The 18,580-nt window shown below is 43.1% G+C and carries 19 protein-coding genes; 16 read left to right on the forward strand and 3 right to left on the reverse strand.

Annotation, left to right across the window (positions count from 1 at the left end; all coding sequences use genetic code 11):
- Positions 1 to 140: 140 nt before the first annotated feature.
- From grxC to grxD, 6 genes are all read left to right on the forward strand, one after another.
- Positions 141 to 455 (forward strand): glutaredoxin 3, encoded by a 315-nt coding sequence (grxC, locus tag B1A85_RS08740; RefSeq protein WP_104546522.1) that lies wholly within the window; start codon positions 141 to 143, stop codon positions 453 to 455.
- A 3-nt stretch (positions 456 to 458) separates the two neighbouring features.
- Positions 459 to 983 (forward strand): tRNA adenosine(34) deaminase TadA, encoded by a 525-nt coding sequence (gene tadA / locus B1A85_RS08745; RefSeq protein WP_246841377.1) that lies wholly within the window; start codon positions 459 to 461, stop codon positions 981 to 983.
- Positions 984 to 1,217: 234 nt separating this feature from the next.
- Complete coding sequence (locus B1A85_RS08750) at positions 1,218 to 1,976, forward strand: 1-acyl-sn-glycerol-3-phosphate acyltransferase (RefSeq protein WP_210404318.1); 759 nt, start codon at positions 1,218 to 1,220, stop codon at positions 1,974 to 1,976.
- Positions 1,977 to 2,193: 217 nt separating this feature from the next.
- Positions 2,194 to 2,826: a hypothetical protein gene (locus B1A85_RS08755; protein WP_104546524.1), complete on the forward strand. Its 633-nt coding sequence runs from the start codon at positions 2,194 to 2,196 to the stop codon at positions 2,824 to 2,826.
- Between the two features lie 65 nt (positions 2,827 to 2,891).
- A complete protein-coding gene (locus tag B1A85_RS08760) occupies positions 2,892 to 3,143 on the forward strand; it encodes a BolA family protein (protein WP_104546525.1) in 252 nt (83 codons plus the stop codon).
- A gap of 71 nt (positions 3,144 to 3,214) precedes the next feature.
- On the forward strand, positions 3,215 to 3,538 hold the full coding sequence (gene grxD / locus B1A85_RS08765) for a Grx4 family monothiol glutaredoxin (protein ID WP_104546526.1): 324 nt from the start codon (positions 3,215 to 3,217) through the stop codon (positions 3,536 to 3,538).
- 135 nt (positions 3,539 to 3,673) lie between these two features.
- Here grxD and B1A85_RS08770 read toward each other — a convergent pair whose 3' ends face one another.
- A complete protein-coding gene (locus tag B1A85_RS08770) occupies positions 3,674 to 3,922 on the reverse strand; it encodes a DUF6761 family protein (RefSeq protein WP_104546527.1) in 249 nt (82 codons plus the stop codon).
- Positions 3,923 to 4,480: 558 nt separating this feature from the next.
- On the opposite strand from B1A85_RS08770, the gene B1A85_RS08775 reads away from it, so the two are divergent.
- Both B1A85_RS08775 and B1A85_RS08780 read left to right on the forward strand, forming a co-directional pair.
- Positions 4,481 to 5,260, forward strand: coding sequence for a response regulator transcription factor (locus B1A85_RS08775; protein ID WP_104546528.1), 780 nt, complete (start codon positions 4,481 to 4,483; stop codon positions 5,258 to 5,260).
- Positions 5,261 to 5,315: 55 nt separating this feature from the next.
- Positions 5,316 to 6,416 (forward strand): Gfo/Idh/MocA family protein, encoded by a 1,101-nt coding sequence (locus B1A85_RS08780; RefSeq protein ID WP_104546529.1) that lies wholly within the window; start codon positions 5,316 to 5,318, stop codon positions 6,414 to 6,416.
- Between the two features lie 244 nt (positions 6,417 to 6,660).
- On the opposite strand, the gene B1A85_RS08785 is transcribed toward B1A85_RS08780, so the two are convergent.
- Complete coding sequence (locus B1A85_RS08785; RefSeq protein WP_104546530.1) at positions 6,661 to 6,945, reverse strand: DUF427 domain-containing protein; 285 nt, start codon at positions 6,943 to 6,945, stop codon at positions 6,661 to 6,663.
- A gap of 168 nt (positions 6,946 to 7,113) precedes the next feature.
- Between B1A85_RS08785 and recQ the strand changes: the two genes are divergently transcribed.
- Positions 7,114 to 8,919 carry a DNA helicase RecQ gene (gene recQ / locus B1A85_RS08790; protein WP_104546531.1) on the forward strand — a complete coding sequence of 602 codons (1,806 nt, stop codon included), beginning with the start codon at positions 7,114 to 7,116 and terminating at the stop codon, positions 8,917 to 8,919.
- Positions 8,920 to 8,943: 24 nt separating this feature from the next.
- Here recQ and B1A85_RS23890 read toward each other — a convergent pair whose 3' ends face one another.
- Complete coding sequence (locus B1A85_RS23890) at positions 8,944 to 9,108, reverse strand: hypothetical protein (protein ID WP_168192375.1); 165 nt, start codon at positions 9,106 to 9,108, stop codon at positions 8,944 to 8,946.
- A 729-nt stretch (positions 9,109 to 9,837) separates the two neighbouring features.
- Between B1A85_RS23890 and B1A85_RS08795 the strand changes: the two genes are divergently transcribed.
- The 7 genes from B1A85_RS08795 to B1A85_RS08825 all read left to right on the forward strand — a co-directional run bounded on the left by B1A85_RS08795 (position 9,838) and on the right by B1A85_RS08825 (position 18,568).
- Positions 9,838 to 11,808, forward strand: a complete 1,971-nt coding sequence (locus B1A85_RS08795; protein WP_104546532.1) for a long-chain fatty acid--CoA ligase — start codon at positions 9,838 to 9,840, stop codon at positions 11,806 to 11,808.
- Between the two features lie 38 nt (positions 11,809 to 11,846).
- Entirely contained in the window at positions 11,847 to 12,296 is a 450-nt protein-coding gene (locus B1A85_RS08800; RefSeq protein ID WP_104546533.1) for a YlqD family protein, read from the forward strand.
- A gap of 190 nt (positions 12,297 to 12,486) precedes the next feature.
- Positions 12,487 to 13,797, forward strand: coding sequence for a dihydrolipoamide acetyltransferase family protein (locus B1A85_RS08805; RefSeq protein WP_104546534.1), 1,311 nt, complete (start codon positions 12,487 to 12,489; stop codon positions 13,795 to 13,797).
- 424 nt (positions 13,798 to 14,221) lie between these two features.
- Positions 14,222 to 15,910, forward strand: coding sequence for a GspE/PulE family protein (locus B1A85_RS08810; RefSeq protein ID WP_104546535.1), 1,689 nt, complete (start codon positions 14,222 to 14,224; stop codon positions 15,908 to 15,910).
- A 56-nt stretch (positions 15,911 to 15,966) separates the two neighbouring features.
- Positions 15,967 to 16,971: a zinc-dependent alcohol dehydrogenase family protein gene (locus tag B1A85_RS08815; protein WP_104546536.1), complete on the forward strand. Its 1,005-nt coding sequence runs from the start codon at positions 15,967 to 15,969 to the stop codon at positions 16,969 to 16,971.
- A gap of 832 nt (positions 16,972 to 17,803) precedes the next feature.
- Positions 17,804 to 17,983 carry a hypothetical protein gene (locus B1A85_RS08820; protein WP_104546537.1) on the forward strand — a complete coding sequence of 60 codons (180 nt, stop codon included), beginning with the start codon at positions 17,804 to 17,806 and terminating at the stop codon, positions 17,981 to 17,983.
- 228 nt (positions 17,984 to 18,211) lie between these two features.
- Positions 18,212 to 18,568: a hypothetical protein gene (locus tag B1A85_RS08825; protein ID WP_104546538.1), complete on the forward strand. Its 357-nt coding sequence runs from the start codon at positions 18,212 to 18,214 to the stop codon at positions 18,566 to 18,568.
- The last annotated feature ends 12 nt before the right edge of the window (positions 18,569 to 18,580 follow it).

Below are 18,580 nucleotides of genomic sequence, written 5' to 3' on the forward strand. Positions count from 1 at the left end.
TTCTGCTGTAAAGCTTCATCACGTACTGCTTTCTAAGTTGATCTAAGCTAGTAGATAGCATAAATCTGCAGAAAACATCACCTTGCAACTTTATTTCGTTGTATTTCTCACCTTTGATTCCCGATTCCTAACCTTTCATTATGTTTGACCTCAATTTACTTCTCAATCGCCATCCTGAACAAGTTAAAGCGAATGTAGAAATTTACACTTGGCAGATGTGCCCGTATTGCATTCGCGCCAAACTACTTTTGTGGTGGAAAGGTGTCAATTTTACGGAATACAAGATTGACGGCAATTCAGCTGCCCGAAATCAGATGGCAGAACGCGCCAAGGGGCGACGCACGGTGCCGCAAATTTTTATCAACGATCGGCATGTCGGCGGCTGTGACGACTTATATCAGCTAAATGCACAAGGACAATTAGACGCTTTGTTAGCGCAACCAGCAGCTGTTTAGATTGTGAATTCTACGCCAATTATTGACCATCCAGAATATCTCATACATCGCCAATGGATGAGTCAAGCGATCGCGCTTGCGCAAGCAGCAGGAGAGGCAAATGAAGTACCTGTAGGAGCGGTGATTGTTGACTCCGCAGGCAATTTTGTTGCAAGTGCACAAAACCGCCGAGAAAGAGATAAAGATCCTACAGCTCATGCTGAAATTCTAGCTTTACGCCAAGCCGGTCAAGTTCTGCACAATTGGTACCTCAGCAACTGCACGCTTTATGTAACCTTAGAACCCTGCCCAATGTGCGCAGGTGCAATTATCCAAGCTCGGCTGAAATTAATCGTTTATGGCGCAGACGATCCCAAAACTGGAGCAATTCGCACAGTGGCGAACATCCCCGATAGTGCGTGCTCGTATCACCGCATCGCAGTTATTGGCGGTATTCTCGAATCAACGTGTCGCGCCCAACTCCAAGCATGGTTTGCCAAGCAGCGACAACTGAAGCACAAAAAAGCCGCGAAAGACGAAGAGTTATGATTCTAAAGTTAAAAATATTTCTTTAATTCACAACTCAAAACCGATCGCTTGCCACTTACTCGCTCCTCATGACGCTACTAAAAGTGTCCTGGAAACACAAGACATTTTGCGACAGAAAAATTACGGTGGAAGAAGAAATGTTATTGCCACAATTGTTGCTTGCCTTTACTAGCCACCGTTATGATTCAGCTCGACTTTCCTCCTTTTGTTATTGTAGGTTCATTGGAAACACGCATGAAAACCAAGGTGGCTCCTCCTACTTCCTCTAATACATCTCGTGTTTCACCTTGGTTAGCTCAGCTTGTCTATCCGTTGGGAAGTCATGTTGTCTTGCCATTTTTCTTTAGTAAACTTGAAGTCATCGGACAAGAAAACCTACCTACTACAGGACCAGTGATTCTTGCACCGACACATCGCTCGCGTTGGGATGCTCTACTAGTACCTTATGCTACAGGCAGACTTGTAACGGGAAGAGACTTACGCTTCATGGTATCTGCAGATGAAGTGCGAGGCATCCAGGGTTGGTTTATCCGCCGCTTGGGAGGATTTCCAATCGATACGAAGCATCCGGCGATTTCTACGCTGCGTCATGGAGTCGAGCTACTGCAAGCAGGAGAAATGATGGTGATTTTTCCAGAAGGCAACATTTTTCGTGATGGTAAGCTTCATCCCCTCAAGCCAGGACTAGCGCGTATTGCTTTGAGTGCAGAATCAAGCCAGCCTGGATTAGGAGTCAAAATTGTGCCAATCCACTTGTGTTATAGTCAACCTTACCCTCGATGGGGCTGCGAAGTAACAATTCGCATTGGCTCGCCAATATCAGTTGCAGATTATAATACAGGCTCAATCAAGCAAAATGCTAAAGCGCTGACCACAGACTTAGAAGCTGCACTGCAAGCTCTGAATGCTCGCGAGGCAGGATTACCAACAGAACAAGCATCAGAAGTCAAAAGCAATGATTCGATTTCTGATGATTCAATCGCTAGTTTTTAGACAAAAAATTGGGATCCTCTGCTCTAGAAGAGCGCTAACTACGGCTATTCCTATCTCGATCCCGCAATCCAGCAAAAGGGAACCAATTTAGTGTAGCTTAAGTCTAAGCCAAGAAACTTTGGGAACTGCCGCTGGCTTGGTGAAAGACTCAATCGGAGTTAAGATACCCGAAGTTTGAATTACTTTTGTGTTTTCTCAAACGTAAACTAATAACTCCATGATTTCTGCTATAACTGTTCGCTTCTTCCGCCACACCTGCCTGACTTTTCTTCCGGTTATGGCAGCTTTTAGCTTTTTACCACCAGTAAATGCTCAATCACCTACGCCAAACTTACCAAACACCTCTAATCAAGCCCAACCACTGGACCCAAATAATCCCAATGTCCTGCGTCCTACATCACAAAACAATACGTTGTTAAGTACAGCAGCAGGACAGCGCCTGATGACTGAAGCTAGTAATGCTGTAGCTTCTCAGAACTATACGCTAGCTGCACAAAAATTGCAGGAAGCACGGGAAGTTTTTAACCAAATGTCTAATTTTTACCAGGAACTTGCTGCTAGCTTCTCTGGAATTGACAACCGCATTGCGGATAGTCAACGCAAAAAAGCTTTAGAAACAGCCCAAATGCGCGATGATGCAACTTATCAGCTAGCACTTGTTCATCGCGCCCAAAATCGCTCTGAATTAGCTGTCCCGCTGCTAGTACAGATTATTCGCAGCCAAAATCCGACTCGCGACTTAGGTAAGAAAGCTTATCAACAGTTATTTGAGCTAGGATTTGTCGATACACCTTTTCCTCGAACCGGTTCGACCACTACTCCAAATACGTCTCAAAGCAATCAACGCTAATCTACTTTGGCAACGAAACAGTTAAATTAAATAAAGAGAGTTGAGTAGTCTTTATCGAAATTGCAATGATAAGCCCCCAACAGGTTGAGGAAATGATTAGGTCACAAATTCCAGATGCCCAGGTTCAGGTGCAAGACTTGACGGGTGGTGGCGATCACTATCAAGTAACGGTGGTTTCGTCTCAATTTGAGAATAAGGGACTAGTGCAACAACATCAACTAGTGTACGGCGCTTTACGGCAAGCCATGTCCTCCGAAGCTATTCACGCCTTAGCACTAAAAACTTACACTCCTCAAGCTTGGCAGGCAGTTAGTTGAGTCGTATCGATAGGGTAACTTCATTAACCCTAGCAGCATGGTAAACCTTAGCATGAGTAGGAAAATAAATTATGACTCCAGAAGTGCAAGCGCGCATTGAAGATCTGATTAAACAGAACAAAATTATGGTGTTTATGAAAGGGACAAAGTTAATGCCCCAATGCGGTTTTTCTAATAACGTTGTCCAAATTTTAAACGTTTTAGGTGTCCCTTTTGAAACTGTCGATGTCTTGGCAGATCCTGAAATTCGTCAAGGAATCAAAGAGTACTCAAATTGGCCTACAATTCCACAAGTTTATATCAATGGTGAATTTGTTGGTGGCTCAGATATTTTGATTGAAATGTACCAAAAAGGTGAATTGCAACAGATGGTAGAAGTTGCACTTGCTTCATAAATACTTAACTTTAGTTAACTTCCCCTCGATTACTGTTATGCAAGCGAGGGGATTTTCTTTTGGGTTGAATCGCAACTAGCTTGATAAATCCAACATGACATGAACAATGTTGATGTACGCTCCTGTTGCGGATTGCTAATAATAGTCTGATTCAGGTTCGGGTTGTGATAATTCAAAGTTAAACGGATCGTAAAGAAAGCGAGCAGCTTCTTCTTCCAATCGATGGATTAAGTAAGGCTCAATAGCATTACTGTGACGTAACGCTGCTAAGTAACCATCGAGATAAAGTCGTAAATCATCGGCACGGTAGCCGCGATTCCACATTTCGACGAGGGCGTCGGTGAGTTTTTGGTAAAAGCGTATTGTGAGAGGATCTTGAAGCATGGTTGCAGTATCACAAGTTAAATAACAAGTAAATGTAAAACTACCAGAATTAAAAGTCTACATATTATCTAGTTTAGTTCTGTTCATGCTTCTTCCGTTCTAGACTTAGTAAGAGGGGCGTTAATTGGTTTAAGCGTATGGTATTTGTGGCATTATTCCAGACTTTCGAGTAGTGTTAGTCATCTGAGGTTGGATCGTACTTTCAGCTATTTTCAGCCTAATCAGAAAAGCACTCGACGTCATGTATCTACTGGGTTATTTCGCTTGTAAAAAATTTCAAATTAACGCAAGCAAGTTATTACTTAGAGGTTGTAGGAGGATATATTTGTGCCAAGAATTTCACAGACGGCGAAGCTACATGCAGTGTCTCCTGACACTTTAAAATAAAAAAATAAGTGCGAATGCAATTTAGCGTTCTTAGTCTAACGAGCGATCCAGTAAATTGAGTAACTAATGCGACTAGGGATACAATCAAGCCCATCGTAGCAATAGTTACAAAACCATAGTGCTGGCTTTGGTAGTTTTGGAAACACACGAACGCAAAGGAAACTTGCCACAGTGGGTTCGGTTTGTATTGAAATTGTTGAGGGAAATCCGCATCTGCGATCGCTACTTAGTTGGCATTTGCAACAAGTCGGCTATCGAGTACATCAAGCAGCGAGTCTTTATCAAGCACAAGAAGTCTTTTTGGTTCGGCAACCAACGCTAGTGATTCTTGATGGCGAACTGAAAGATGGCGACAGCATAGAATTTTGTCGCTGGTTGCAACGACAGCAACAGCCCTTAATTTTAATGCTATCGACCCGCAACTCAGAAGCAGATATTGTCGCAGGTTTAAAGGCAGGCGCGGACGACTACCTGACAAAACCTTTTGGGATGCAAGAGTTCCTTGCACGCGTGGAAGCTTTAATTCGCCGCAAACGCACGCCAGTAGCACCCGCATATTTAGATTACGGCGCGTTGCAAATCGACTTAGTGCAGCGACGCGTCTGTTTTCACGGAGAATTCATCGATTTAACTCCGCAAGAATTTAGCTTGCTCTACGTCTTGGCACAAGCTGGGGGACTACCCTTAAGTCGGTTAGAGTTGCTGCGTCGTGCTTGGCCTGAAGCGATTGATAATCCACGGACAATCGATACTCACGTGTTATCACTGCGCAAGAAAGTCGAACGCGATCCGCGACAGCCAAGTTTGATTCAAACGGTGCGGAATGTAGGCTATCGATTCAATATGGAACTGTTGAATAACAATGTCAACCACGCACCAGAAATTGTGCATCGCAAACAATCTACAGAACACGCAAATCCGCAACATTCAGCACTCAGTAGCCAGTTTTAAAAACACAGAATAAATTTATGATGTAATTTGTGCCGTTGTTATTCAGTAAACGTTCGTGGCTCAACAAACTATTGGCGTAGCACTCGTCGGAACTGGTTTCGGTCAAAAAGTCCACTTGCCTGGATTTCAAGCGCATCATCGCACGCAAGTGGTTGCTGTCTATCACAGAGATCGCGATCGCGCCCAAGAAATTGCCCAAGCGCATAATATTCCTCATGCTTGTCAAACAATTGCAGAAGTTGTTTCCCTACCAGAAGTACAAGCTGTGAGTATTGCCACACCGCCGTTTCTCCATTACGAGATGGCAAAACCAGTCCTGCAAGCAAGAAAGCATCTCTTACTCGAAAAACCAACTACACTTTCTGTATCAGAAGCACAAGAGTTATACCGACTTGCGCAAGCTAATCGCGTCGTTAGCGCGCTTGATTTTGAATTTCGGTTTGTTCCTGCATGGCAACGTTTTGCGGAACTGCTCAGCGAAGGAGTTGTCGGGCAAAAACGCTTGATAAAAATTGATTGGCTAGTTTCTAGCCGTGCGGATGCTGCGCGACCTTGGAATTGGTATTCGCAAAAAGCAAAGGGTGGTGGTGCGTTGGGTGCTTTGGCTTCGCACACATTTGATTACATTAATTGGCTATTTGGTTCTGTAAAGCGGTTATTTGCCCGCTTAAATACTGCAATTCCGATGCGTCCAGACCCTGATACAGGAGAAATGAAGCCTGTCGATGCTGATGATACGTGTATGTTGCTCTTAGAGTTAGCCGATGGAACTCCTTGTGATGTTTGTATCAGTGCAAGTACATTTCAAGGGCGAGGACACTGGATCGAAGTTTATGGCGATCGCGGTACTTTAGTTTTGGGCAGTGACAATCAAAAAGATTACGTGCATGGTTTTCGCCTCTGGGCTGCAAGTGCGGGCGAACCTTTAACTGAGGTTGAAATTCCGCAGCGTTTAGACTTTCCGCGAACTTATCCTGATGGTCGGATTGCGCCGTTTATTCGCGTTGTGGACCGCTGGGTTCAAGGAATCGATGCAGGTAAGTCTTTGACACCTTCTTTAAAAGAAGGCGTTTATTCACAGCTACTGATGGATCTCAGTCATACGTCAAACGATCGCGGTACTTGGGTAGACGTTCCTGATTTAACAAGTATTTAGGGAAGTACAATTGCCAATCAAGCTGATATTAGATAGAAAACTTCTCCAAGGCAAAGGCTACACCCACGTGGCTTGTTTTGAAGAACTGGACTTGCACAAAAAACCAAAGATAAAACAACTATAAAAACTTGCTTTGCCAATAGATGCTGTCAAAAGTAGTATTGAACTAGCGTAGATTTAGAGAGCGAGCCAGAGATGATATGTGCAAAACCTGCAAAAGTCTCTGACTCCTTATCGATTGCACTTACGGCTCAACCTTGACGCCGCGCCAAAATGCGATGTAACCTTCGATATTCTTAGCTTTTTCCTTCGCTTCTGGATAATACCACGCCGCGTCTTTATTCACTTGTCCATTTACTTCAATACTGTAGTAACTTGCTATACCTTTCCAAGGACAAGTAGTGTGCGTTGAAGAGTCTTTGAAATACTCTTTATTGATGCTGTCGGGCGGAAAGTAGTGATTACCTTCGACAACTTCGGTGCGATCGCTTTCGGCTAAAATAGCCCCATTCCAGATTGCTTTCGGCATATGATTCTTTGATTAAGCTATAGATCTAACCATTATTATGCGGTGAAAATGAAGTTGGTAATCGGTAATGGGTAATGGGGTTAGCCTACACAGATGCTAACAGCTAATTACTACCAATCACCAATGACCATTTACCTGTTGACTTTGCAGCGTTGATTCCATCCACCCATGCCGCAATTATCCTCTTTAGAAACTGCATTAAAACATTATTTTGGCTACGATAGCTTTCGTCCAGGACAACGGTATATTGTAGAGCAAGCACTGCAAAATCGAGATTTACTGGTTGTGATGCCGACGGGTGGCGGTAAGTCACTGTGTTTTCAACTACCAGCACTTTTGAGAAAAGGCTTAACGGTGGTTGTGTCGCCATTAATTGCGTTGATGCAAGATCAAGTAGAAGCGCTGCAAGATAATGGTATCGGCGCAACATTTATTAATAGTAGCTTGAGTGCGTATCAAGTGCGATCGCGCGAACAAACCATTCTTAGTGGTAAAGTTAAACTACTCTACATTGCCCCCGAACGCCTATTAAGTGAAAAATTTCTACCATTCCTCGATCTGGTACATCACCAAATAAGCATCTCTGCATTTGCAATTGATGAAGCGCATTGCGTTTCTGAGTGGGGTCATGACTTTCGCCCTGAATATCGACAACTCAAACAACTGCGTCACCGCTTTGTTGGTGTACCTACCATAGCACTTACGGCAACGGCAACCGAGCGCGTGCGTCAAGATATTATTCAACAGTTGGGTTTAGTTGAACCAAGCGTTCATATTGCTAGTTTCAACCGTCAAAATCTGTTCTATGAAGTTCAGCCGAAGCAGAAACAAAGCTATCAGCAATTGCTACAACTCATCCGTCAACAATCAGGCGCGGGAATTGTTTATTGTTTAAGTCGTCGCCGCGTTGATGAAATTGCTTTCAAACTAAAAAATGATGGTGTTGCCGCTTTACCTTATCATGCAGGATTAAGCGATCGCGCTCGCACGGCGAATCAAACAAGCTTTATTCGCGATGACGTGCAAATTATAGTAGCAACGATCGCCTTTGGCATGGGAATCAATAAACCTGATGTGCGGTTTGTGATTCACTACGACTTACCGCGTAATTTAGAAAGCTATTATCAAGAATCAGGGCGCGCGGGACGCGATGGCGAACCTGCTAGGTGTACGCTGTTGCTTAACTATGGTGATATTAAAACGATTGAATATCTGATTGCGCAAAAACCCGATCCGCAAGAACAACGCATTGCCAAACAACAACTGCGTCAAGTTATTGACTACGCTGAAGGAATCGATTGCCGACGGATAATTCAACTAGGCTATTTTGGCGAACGATTTGCAGGAAAGTGCGATAACTGCGATAACTGCTGTCACCCTAAACCGATGCAAGATTGGACGATTGAAGCGATGAAGTTTCTTTCGTGTGTGGCGCGGTGCAAAGAAAGATTTGGTATGACTTATATTATTGATGTCTTGCGCGGTGCAAAAAATCAGAAGATTTGGCAAAACGGACACCAGAACCTTTCAACGTATGGCATTGGGAAAGATCGAAGTATCGATGACTGGCGAATGCTAGGGCGATCGCTGCTTCATCAAGGTTTACTCGCACAAACTACCGATGGTTACTCGGTACTAAAACTCAACGCTTTAAGCTGGGAAGTCATGCGGCGACAGCGATCGGTATTGATTGCTGTCAGGGCGACAGCTACTCATATTTCTGACAAAGATACTCTTGCGGCTGAAGTTGAATTGCTATTTCAACGGTTGCGTAAATTGCGTAAACAACTTGCTGACGAACAAGGAGTTCCCCCGTATGCGATCTTTGCCGATTCTACACTTCGACTAATGGCAATACAGCAGCCTAAAAGTTTGGCTGAGTTTGCCCAACTTTCTGGGGTGGGTAGTCACAAACTCGCGCGTTATGGCGCTCAATTTTTAGCCGAAATTCAAGCTTATTGCGAAGACTCGTAAAGTAGTGGCGATAGGTCAAGCGTACTAGTTAGGAAAAACAGGAACATTCGCCGCGACTTCTTGCACAGCTATTTTCTGAGGTGATTGAGTACGCGTTCTGGGAGTCGTCGCTAAAGATAACAACTTAGGAAGAGTAACGCAGACGCCAGCATTAAATAATGTTAGTAATACACAATCTATAAAGTTCATATTTCTTGTTTTCTCCCACCAAAGCTATCTGGAATTGCCAAGTCTATCCGTATTAATTCGTCATGTATTTAGTTTGAAGCAAAACTGCAAAACTGCAACCCATTCTTTGTTTTGATTTTCTTGTGTTTGATATAAGATAATCTGAATTAAAGATTTGTAAAGAATTACTTTTGGAGTAAAAATTAAGCTTTTATAACGAAGTTATCGCAATTCTATTTAAGTTGTCAGATTTTTTTGAAAACCACATTATTTCCCGTAGGGGTTGCTGTTAGCCGCAGACACTAGGATAGGACAGGAAGAAAAGACGTAGAAAGAGCTTTTTACACATAATCAAGATCGCTATAGCGTTACTATTTGATTGATGAACATCAGCATCAAGGCGGTTCATAGTTGATTAGTTGATAGTTAAAGGTAAATTGCTTTTAACTATTGACAGCCTTAAGGGCAAATCACAACTGGAATAGACTCGCCATATATTACTTTACTAATTGTTATAAAACTTATTGTGTTATTGTGATGAGATTTTAACTAGGTTAGCGAACTTGTCTAAACCACATTTGTTGTCAATCTGAACTACTCTAGCCTTACTACCAATTACCAAATTCGACAACATCTGATAGCTAACTGAGAATTATATATTACAGATGTAATAGTGTCCTACAATTTCACTAATTTATGCCAATTGCAGGGTAATTTGTAAAAGTAGCTAGTTGATCTGGCGAGTGATATATGTTATCAAACAGCCCTGCGCCTAATATGGCTTATAACCTCACTGACCAAGAACGCTTTAGCCTCAAGCAGTTAGTAGATTACTCATCGGTACAGTCTTTACCAGAAATCTGGCAATTAGCGCATCAGCGATTTGGTAAGACGATCGCGCTGCGAGATCCCCACGCCACGCCAGAAGCTGCGATTACCTATACGCAGTTGTATCAGCAAATTCAACAATTTGCCGCTGCTTTACAAGCTTTACAATTAGTAGAAGGACAAAGTGGCGATATACCGCCGCGCGTCGCGCTGATCTCTGATAATAACCCGCGCTGGTTAATTGCGGATCAGGGAATCATTGCGGCTGGGGCGGCGAATGTAGTGCGCAGTTCGCAAGCAGAGCGGCAAGAGTTATTATTTATTTTGGAAAATAGCGGCAGTATCGCTTTAGTCGTTGAAAATCAACAAACGCTACAAAAACTGCAAGCAGGTTTAGATTCATTACCAATTTCGTTTGTTGTTTTACTCTCAGATGAAATTCCAGAAGCGAATGTATCACAATTAAAAGTGCTGAATTTTTCGCAGTTGATGGCATTAGGCGAAAATCAACCGTTACAGTCAGTTCAACAAAATCGCGAAACGCTAGCGACACTGATGTACACTTCTGGCACGACGGGTAAACCGAAAGGCGTGATGCTGACGCACGGTAATTTACTACACCAAGTGGAAACGTTGGGCTGTATTGTGCAGCCAAAAGAGGGCGATCGCGTTTTGAGTATCTTGCCAACTTGGCACGTTTACGAACGTACTTGCGAATACTTTTTACTTTCGCAAGGTTGTACGCAGATTTATACGAGTATCCGTCAAGTCAAAAAAGACATTCGCGAATTTAAGCCAAATTACATGATTGGCGTTCCTCGATTGTGGGAATCGATTTATGAAGGAGTCAAAAAACAATTTCGCGAACAACCGGCGAATAAACAGCGATTAATTGATTTTTTCCTGACGAAGAGTCAGCAATTTATTGAAGCCCGTAGAATCGTCCACGGGTTAAGCTTAAACTCTTTAAATCCGAGTTTATCAGAACGCCTTAGCGCTTCGGTACAAGCAACAGCTTTGGCTCCTATTCATGCTTTAGGCGAAAAAATTGTCTATCGAAAAGTGCGCGAAGCAACAGGCGGACAACTCAAACAAGTCATTAGCGGTGGTGGTTCTTTAGCGATGCACCTAGAGAACTTTTTTGAAATTATCGGTGTAGAACTGTTGGTAGGATATGGACTTACCGAAACTTCTCCTGTGACGAATGCGCGTCGCCCGTGGCGTAATTTGCGCGGTTCGGCGGGACAACCATTACCAGGAACGCAAGTGCGAATTGTCGATCCCGAAACGCGCCAACCGCTACCACAAGGAGAACGAGGACTCGTGATGGTACGCGGTCCCCAAGTTATGCAAGGGTATTATCAAAATCCTGAAGCCACAGCTAAGGCAATTGATTCTGAAGGTTGGTTTGATACGGGGGATCTTGGTTGGTTGACACCAGAAAATGATTTAGTGATTACTGGTCGCGCGAAAGATACGATTGTATTGACGAACGGCGAAAATATTGAACCGCAACCGATTGAGGATGCTTGTTTGCGATCGCCTTATATCGATCAAATTATGCTCGTCGGACAAGACCAAAAATCGCTTGGTGCACTGATTGTTCCTAATCTCGAAGCCTTACAACAATGGGCGGCTAGCCAGAATATAGAATTAAAAGTTGATTCGCCCACCGACTTAAACAACAAAACGATTCATAACTTGTTCCGCCAAGAACTCAACCGTGAAGTCAAAAATCGCCCAGGTTATCGCCCAGATGACCGAATTGGTCCATTTGAACTCATTTTAGAGCCGTTTTCGATGGAAAATGGGATGATGACCCAAACTTTGAAAATCAAACGTCCGGTTGTGACAGAGCGTTATCGCGATATCATTAACAAGATGTTTGCTTGATTTTACTTTTAAATATTAATAGCGATCGCAAAACTCTTATGGATGCATCCAAACCACAATTACTACTAAAGCGCGCCGTCAACGTAAAAGCTGTTGTCACTCCTCGCTGGAAAGAAGAAGTACAACAACAACTGCAAGCTCAAATCAATGCTGTGGATAGTCAGTTGCAACAGTTAGAAATGCAAGGACAGCGGGCGATCGCTGAAATTCAAAAGCAGAGTTTACAGCCTCCTGGTCCGCAAACGTTGCAACAAATTGAAAATATTCAGTTGCAGGTGAATCAGCAAAAAAGCGAACTCCTCGAACAGAAAAATCAAAGTTTGCAGAACTTGCAACAAGTGCAGCTACTCGAACTTGAGCAGGAAGTTAACCAATTTCAAATTGAAGGTATTTTTAGTACCACAATTGGAGACAATTTGATTAGCAAATTACAAGTAGAAATATTACTGCGTGACGGAGTTGTCCAAGAAATTCGCGGTGATATTTAATCAGGGGCGAGCGATCGGTGGCTAGTAACTAGTGGCTGTAAAGAAATTCATACTTTCGTACTATTTCGTACTATGGTGTTATCTTTCTTGCAGCTTCTCCCCCTTCCAAGCAACTGCCGTCTTAGACAGACGGCGTGCAATTAACTCAATTTAAACTAATTCTTACTTGCTCGTTTCAGGATTTCGCTTCATGATTCACGAAATATTTATGCCTGCGCTTAGCTCGACAATGACTGAAGGGAAAATAGTCTCTTGGGTCAAATCGCCTGGTGACAAAGTAGAAAAAGGCGAAACAGTTGTAGTTGTCGAATCTGACAAAGCTGATATGGATGTCGAGTCCTTTTATGAAGGATATATCGCGACGATTTTAGTTGATGCAGGCAATACCGCTCCAGTTGGTTCGGCGATCGCGCTCTTGGCAGAAACCGAAGCTGAAATTGAAACTGCCAAGCAACAGGCTCAATCTGGCGGTGCAACACAATCTGAAGCCAATACGACAACCTCACCAGGACAAATTGCAGATGTTTCAACGTCCACTGCAACGGCTGCTGAAACTGCTGAAACTTCCTCAAATGGAAATGGTGCAACCCACCGTGCTGGACGCGTGATGGTTTCGCCACGCGCGCGGAAACTTGCTAAAGAACTCAAAGTAGACTTGAGTCATCTACAAGGTAGTGGTCCTCACGGTCGCATTGTGGCACAAGATGTTGAAGCTGCCGCAGGTAAAACTCAATCGACACCAACTGCACCACCGCAAATTAAAGCTCCCGTAACACCACCCACACCAACCGTTAAAAGCGCACCTGCACCTACTCCCACTCCCGCACTAGGAGGTCAAGTCGTTCCTCTGAATACGCTGCAAAATGCCGTAGTGCGAAATATGGTAGCAAGTTTACAAGTACCTACCTTCCACGTCGGCTACACGATTACGACCAATGAATTAGATAAGCTTTACAAGCAGATCAAGTCTAAGGGCGTGACAATGACGGCGCTATTAGCTAAAGCTGTTGCCGTAACTTTGCAGAAACATCCGCTTGTGAACGCCAGCTACTCAGAACAGGGTATTCAGTATCATAGTGCGATTAATATTGCGGTTGCTGTCGCGATGGATGACGGCGGGTTAATTACGCCGGTGTTGCAAAATGCTGACCAAATTGATATCTACTCGCTATCGCGAAATTGGAAATCGCTAGTTGACCGCGCTCGTCTCAAACAACTGCAACCTGAGGAGTATAACAGCGGTACTTTCACGTTGTCCAATTTGGGAATGTTTGGTGTCGACCGGTTTGATGCGATTTTACCCCCAGGTCAAGGGGCGATTCTGGCGGTAGGTGCTGCGCGATCGCAAGTCGTCGCGATCGATGACATGTTTGGCGTGCGACAGCAAATGCAAGTCAATATTACGTGCGACCATCGCATTATCTACGGTGCGCACGCGGCTGCCTTTTTACAAGATTTAGCGAAGTTGATTGAGACAAATCCACAATCGCTCACTATGTAGACTGTTTGCCATCAATTTGAGTAGCAAGCTTGGGGGACAAAACCCCAAGTTTTTTTATCGACCTCCTGCATAAATTGCACTTTTTTGATGATTTTGGACTTTGTTTATATAACAGCAAATTTATTCACTTATAAAGTTGAGTCAAGCGTAAAATCACGTTATTTTTCAGAAATCCTTATAGTCAGGAATTCCTGTAAATTTACCGAGAATATTTGTTGAAAAATATTAAACTGCTGACAAGCTATCCGTGTAATTTCGCTTGGAATCTAAAGACGAACAACGCTAAGTTTAGTGTGGATTTTTAATTTGTAGCAGAAAGTCAGAGGTTTAAGATCCGACTATACTTTTGATTTTTCTAAAAGAAACCTTCTGCTTTAGATCTCCTACCTTCTGCCTTCCTAATTAAGATTTAACTATATAAAAAATGCAAATTTCGTCCAATACTACCTCAACTTGGCAAAGATTAAAAAATCAAGAAATTACGTGTGCTGAAGCTTTAAAACTGTTAGTAGATGAACAGGGAAACGTTAATTATGAACTGCTAGATAACGATGTTAGCTACCGATTCTTACGTCACTTTCCTGATAAAAGTTTATTGCCGCCAACGATTCCGTTATTACTGTGGCGCGGTTGTTATTATCTAGGCAGTCCTGTCAAGATTACTCCTGAAGCGATCGGACTCATTACAAAACGTACAGGTAGCGAAATTAAAATTATTCCGATTTCTGATAAAAGTTATCGAACCTGGTTTCACAGCCAAAATCTCAATAATAATCGCATCAACGCCGCCCCCTTAGTTAACCCGCTGACCGGCGAACAAGAACAGGAAAATATTTCCGAAACTACTCAGATCTCGTTATCGCGGGCGGCGGATCAAATCGAACGCATCAAAACCTTACTTTCGGGGGCGTTACGCAACCGTGCGAGTGACATTCATCTCGAACCGACAGCGGAAGGATTGCGCGTGCGTTACCGTATTGATGGCGTACTGCGTGATATTACCATGCTGCCACCCGAACAAAGCCGCCGCGTGATTGTCGCGCTGAAAGTGATGTCCAATATGGATATTTCTGAAAGTCGCCGCCCGCAAGATGGGCGGATTGAGGAGAAATATTCGACAGCAACGGCTACTGATGTCGGTATGGATATGCGCGTGAGTACGCTTCCTTGCGTCAACGGCGAAAAGGCTGTCATTCGCTTGCTACCGCGTGAAAACCCATTTTCCAATATCGATAGTTTAGGCTTTTCTCCAGAAACATTATCGCTTTACACAAACTGGTTACAACAGCCCCAGGGCATGATTATTCTTACAGGTCCTACAGGTTCGGGTAAAACGAGTACGCTGTATACAAGTCTGCAAAGCGTCGCGAAAGAAAACGTCAATGTAGTGACAGTAGAAGATCCGGTAGAGTACGTCTTACCTCGAATTACACAAACTCAAGTTAACGAAGCTGCAGGAATGACATTTGCTGCTGGTTTGCGGGCAATTTTGCGGCAAGACCCTGATATTATCATGGTAGGTGAAATCCGCGATCGCGAAACCGCAGAAACCGCAGTTCGTGCCGCACTAACAGGACACTTGGTGTTTACAACATTGCACACGAATGATGCGCTCGGCGTGATTCCGCGTTTGAAAGATATTGGACCCGATCCCGCACTACTGAGCGATGCTTTATTAGGAGTCGTGGCGCAGCGGTTAGTCCGGCGTGTTTGTCCCCACTGTGGTGAATCTTATACACCGACAGAAGCTGACTTACGCATTCTGGGAATAGATTGGAGCCAAGCGAATGCATCGCAATGGCGCAAAGGTAAAGGATGTAGTGCGTGTTTTCATTCAGGTTACTTGGGACGCGAAGCGATTGTCGAGTTACTCGATATTGATGATGTTGTGCGCGAAATTATTTACGAAGGAACGATTACTCAACTACGCCACTATCTGCAGGAAACTCATTTTGCTTCTTTCCGAACAGCAGCGATCGCTAAGGTCACGAGTGGTTTGACTACTATAGAAGAAGTATTACGAGTCATCCCGCGTACCGCTTTGTACTCGAAGTCTTCAGTAAAAGACTGGACAAAAGTTAAACGCTTGAGCGCTGTGCAAAGTTATGAATGATGAGTTTTAAATTATGAATAGAATAAACTCAAAACTCACAATTCAAAACTCTGACAATGAAAGCTGTTTTGATGACTGCACCTGGTAATCCAGATGTTTTGCAACTACAGGAAGTCGCGACTCCTAGAATAGAAAACGATACAGAAATCCTCGTGCGCCTGCAAGCTGCAGGTGTTAATCCCATCGATACAAAATTACGCCGGCGCGGCACGTTTTATCCAGAGCAAATGCCCGCAATTTTGGGCTGTGACGGTGCAGGAGTTGTTGAAGCGGTGGGTTCTGGCGTTCAAAAGTTTCGTGTTGGAGATGAAGTTTATTTTTGTCAAGGCGGACTTGGCGGTAAGCAAGGAAACTACGCGCAATACATAGTCGTAGACGAACGTTTTGTTGCTCTTAAACCAACTTCACTATCTTTTGTCGCCGCAGCAGCAGCACCTTTAGTGTTAATTACCGCTTGGGAGGCTTTATGCGATCGCGGACGGCTTCAGCCAGGGCAAAAAGTTCTCATTCATGCTGGGGCTGGTGGTGTTGGTCATGTAGCAATTCAACTAGCTAAGTTGCACGGTGCAACAGTTTGCACAACCGTGAGTTCGCACGAAAAAGCTGCATTTGTCCATCAACTAGGCGCTGATTATGCAATCCTTTACAAAGAAAAAGATTTCGCTCAAGCTGTACTTGATTGGACAGGTGGAGAAGGTGTCGATTTAGCTTTTGATACAGTTGGCGGCGAGACTTTTGCGAAAACTTTTGCAGCAGTGCGCATATACGGAGACCTCGTGACAATCCTTGAGCCAGATGCGGGTACGAATTGGAAAGTCGCGCGCAATCGCAATCTCCGCATTAGCTATGAATTGATGCTCACTCCCATGCTACAGGGACTCACGAGCGCGCAACAACATCAAGCCGATATTCTCAATCAGTGTCGGCAATGGTTTGATGAAGGAAAGCTGAAAATTCACCTCAATAAAATTTTCCCCCTAGAACAAGCAGCGACCGCACATCAAGTCCTCGAAGCTGGCTCGACGATGGGTAAAATTGTTTTAGTGACTGGCAACGAGTGACTTGTACGCTAGCATCTTTTTTCGGTGACGCTGCACTCTGTTTTGTATTCGCGAGTACAACTTATAGACACATGCAAATCGGTCTCCTGAATAGCTAAAACACACTTACACAACTACACTGAAAGTGCTATCAACGCGCGATCGCAATTTTGAACATAAAAGGGTAGTAGACGACTCGATATCAAATTAGCAGCAATAGATTGCTCCATCAGAGTCCGCTTCTGCGATCGCAACTGCGCTGGTAAATCATATATTAACGGAAAAGATAAGTTCTCTAGTTAAACACGTAACAGTGGCTTGAGTAGCAAGCTATTGATGCCTCTTAATAGTTGTGATGTTGAGGAGTGGAACTAATCATTGGGAAAATTGCTTGTCAAGGAAGTCTTTGTGCTGATGACGCAGTTTCCCTTTACCATGAGAATAAATCAAAAATATACATAATTTTACATTGCTTCATCTAATTTTACTTATTCTGTTGATTCCAGCCTTCATTCCACAAATGCTCTTGCTTGCTCACAAGTTCCTCAAATTGTTTTTATAACTTTAAAGTGTCAGCACTCTAATCATTACTCGTTCGCTACCGAGCAAAGCAGGAGGAAAAGTTAAGGAAAAAGATGAAAAGCAACATATGTGTCACAATATTCTCTAATTTGTAATATCTCTTCGTAATTCGAGTTTGCGCCTAAGTACGTTAGTGGCTACGTATAAAACCAAACATGCAAGAAGACAAGAGATAGGGGATAAATAAGTTAAGGTTGCTACATCATCTACTACCTGAAAATACTATCTTTCCACGTCTTATTTCTTAAGTAAAGCAAAGGAGGGATAAGTTATGTCTAACAACAAATTTGGACTTACTTTAAAAAACATACTTCTTGCTCCAGTACGATTAGTTCAATATATCTGGGAAGCAGTTAGTAGAATTTTTGGTCCTAGCGAAGATCGCTATCCCGCTACAGGAGTTCAACCTTTTGAAGGAGAACCAGCTGACGATAAAACAGATGATTGGTGAAATCGTAGCAGGAATTAAAATATTTTTATCTTTGCATAATTGCAGATAAATTGATAAAAATTTGCTCAGATAGGTTGCAGGGATATCGTACTTAACCTGCAACTGTTAGCTGTTAGCTACAGTTTATAAAAACTTAGCTAGCTTCTTGTTGAAAAAAACTCAACTTTAAAAATTTTACAAAATGTCTCCTTAAATAATGACATAAATTGAAGATAAAGGAAACAAACAATGACTAAAACCATTGTAAATTTAACCTTGCCCATTTTAATAGAGGAAATTGAGTTTGCGCTCAATCAATATCCCCATCACCCTTATCAGCAAGCTTTTGCTAATCCTGACTTACGCCAAGAACTCATTGCTTATGTTTTGAGTAGAGTATTGAGTTTATATGTAGTGGTTGATGAGGAAAAACAGCAGCGCATAGATTTTCAACATATGTATCATAAACCAGAGCAGAAAAAAGAAAGAGAAGCTTATATTCATGAGGGAATTCATTATCTCATCGATAAATATGCTGAATACGTACATCACCATATCCCCGCAGAAATAAATTCGGAATCTACTCCTTCTAATTGGTTTGGTTAATTGAATAAAAGG

This window comes from Chroococcidiopsis sp. TS-821, from assembly GCF_002939305.1.
Classification (GTDB): Bacteria; Cyanobacteriota; Cyanobacteriia; order Cyanobacteriales; family Chroococcidiopsidaceae; genus Chroogloeocystis.

Bases quoted from the DNA above. Each gene is read 5' to 3' on its own strand.
- grxC (WP_104546522.1), top strand. From the start codon at position 141: ATGTTTGACCTCAATTTACTTCTCAATCGCCATCCTGAACAAGTTAAA.
- B1A85_RS08750 (WP_210404318.1), top strand. From the start codon at position 1,218: ATGAAAACCAAGGTGGCTCCTCCTACTTCCTCTAATACATCTCGTGTT.
- B1A85_RS08755 (WP_104546524.1), top strand. From the start codon at position 2,194: ATGATTTCTGCTATAACTGTTCGCTTCTTCCGCCACACCTGCCTGACT.
- B1A85_RS08760 (WP_104546525.1), top strand. From the start codon at position 2,892: ATGATAAGCCCCCAACAGGTTGAGGAAATGATTAGGTCACAAATTCCA.
- grxD (WP_104546526.1), top strand. From the start codon at position 3,215: ATGACTCCAGAAGTGCAAGCGCGCATTGAAGATCTGATTAAACAGAAC.
- B1A85_RS08770 (WP_104546527.1), bottom strand. From the start codon at position 3,922: ATGCTTCAAGATCCTCTCACAATACGCTTTTACCAAAAACTCACCGAC.
- B1A85_RS08785 (WP_104546530.1), bottom strand. From the start codon at position 6,945: ATGCCGAAAGCAATCTGGAATGGGGCTATTTTAGCCGAAAGCGATCGC.
- recQ (WP_104546531.1), top strand. From the start codon at position 7,114: ATGCCGCAATTATCCTCTTTAGAAACTGCATTAAAACATTATTTTGGC.
- B1A85_RS23890 (WP_168192375.1), bottom strand. From the start codon at position 9,108: ATGAACTTTATAGATTGTGTATTACTAACATTATTTAATGCTGGCGTC.
- B1A85_RS08795 (WP_104546532.1), top strand. From the start codon at position 9,838: ATGTTATCAAACAGCCCTGCGCCTAATATGGCTTATAACCTCACTGAC.
- B1A85_RS08800 (WP_104546533.1), top strand. From the start codon at position 11,847: ATGGATGCATCCAAACCACAATTACTACTAAAGCGCGCCGTCAACGTA.
- B1A85_RS08805 (WP_104546534.1), top strand. From the start codon at position 12,487: ATGATTCACGAAATATTTATGCCTGCGCTTAGCTCGACAATGACTGAA.
- B1A85_RS08810 (WP_104546535.1), top strand. From the start codon at position 14,222: ATGCAAATTTCGTCCAATACTACCTCAACTTGGCAAAGATTAAAAAAT.
- B1A85_RS08815 (WP_104546536.1), top strand. From the start codon at position 15,967: ATGAAAGCTGTTTTGATGACTGCACCTGGTAATCCAGATGTTTTGCAA.
- B1A85_RS08820 (WP_104546537.1), top strand. From the start codon at position 17,804: ATGTCTAACAACAAATTTGGACTTACTTTAAAAAACATACTTCTTGCT.
- B1A85_RS08825 (WP_104546538.1), top strand. From the start codon at position 18,212: ATGACTAAAACCATTGTAAATTTAACCTTGCCCATTTTAATAGAGGAA.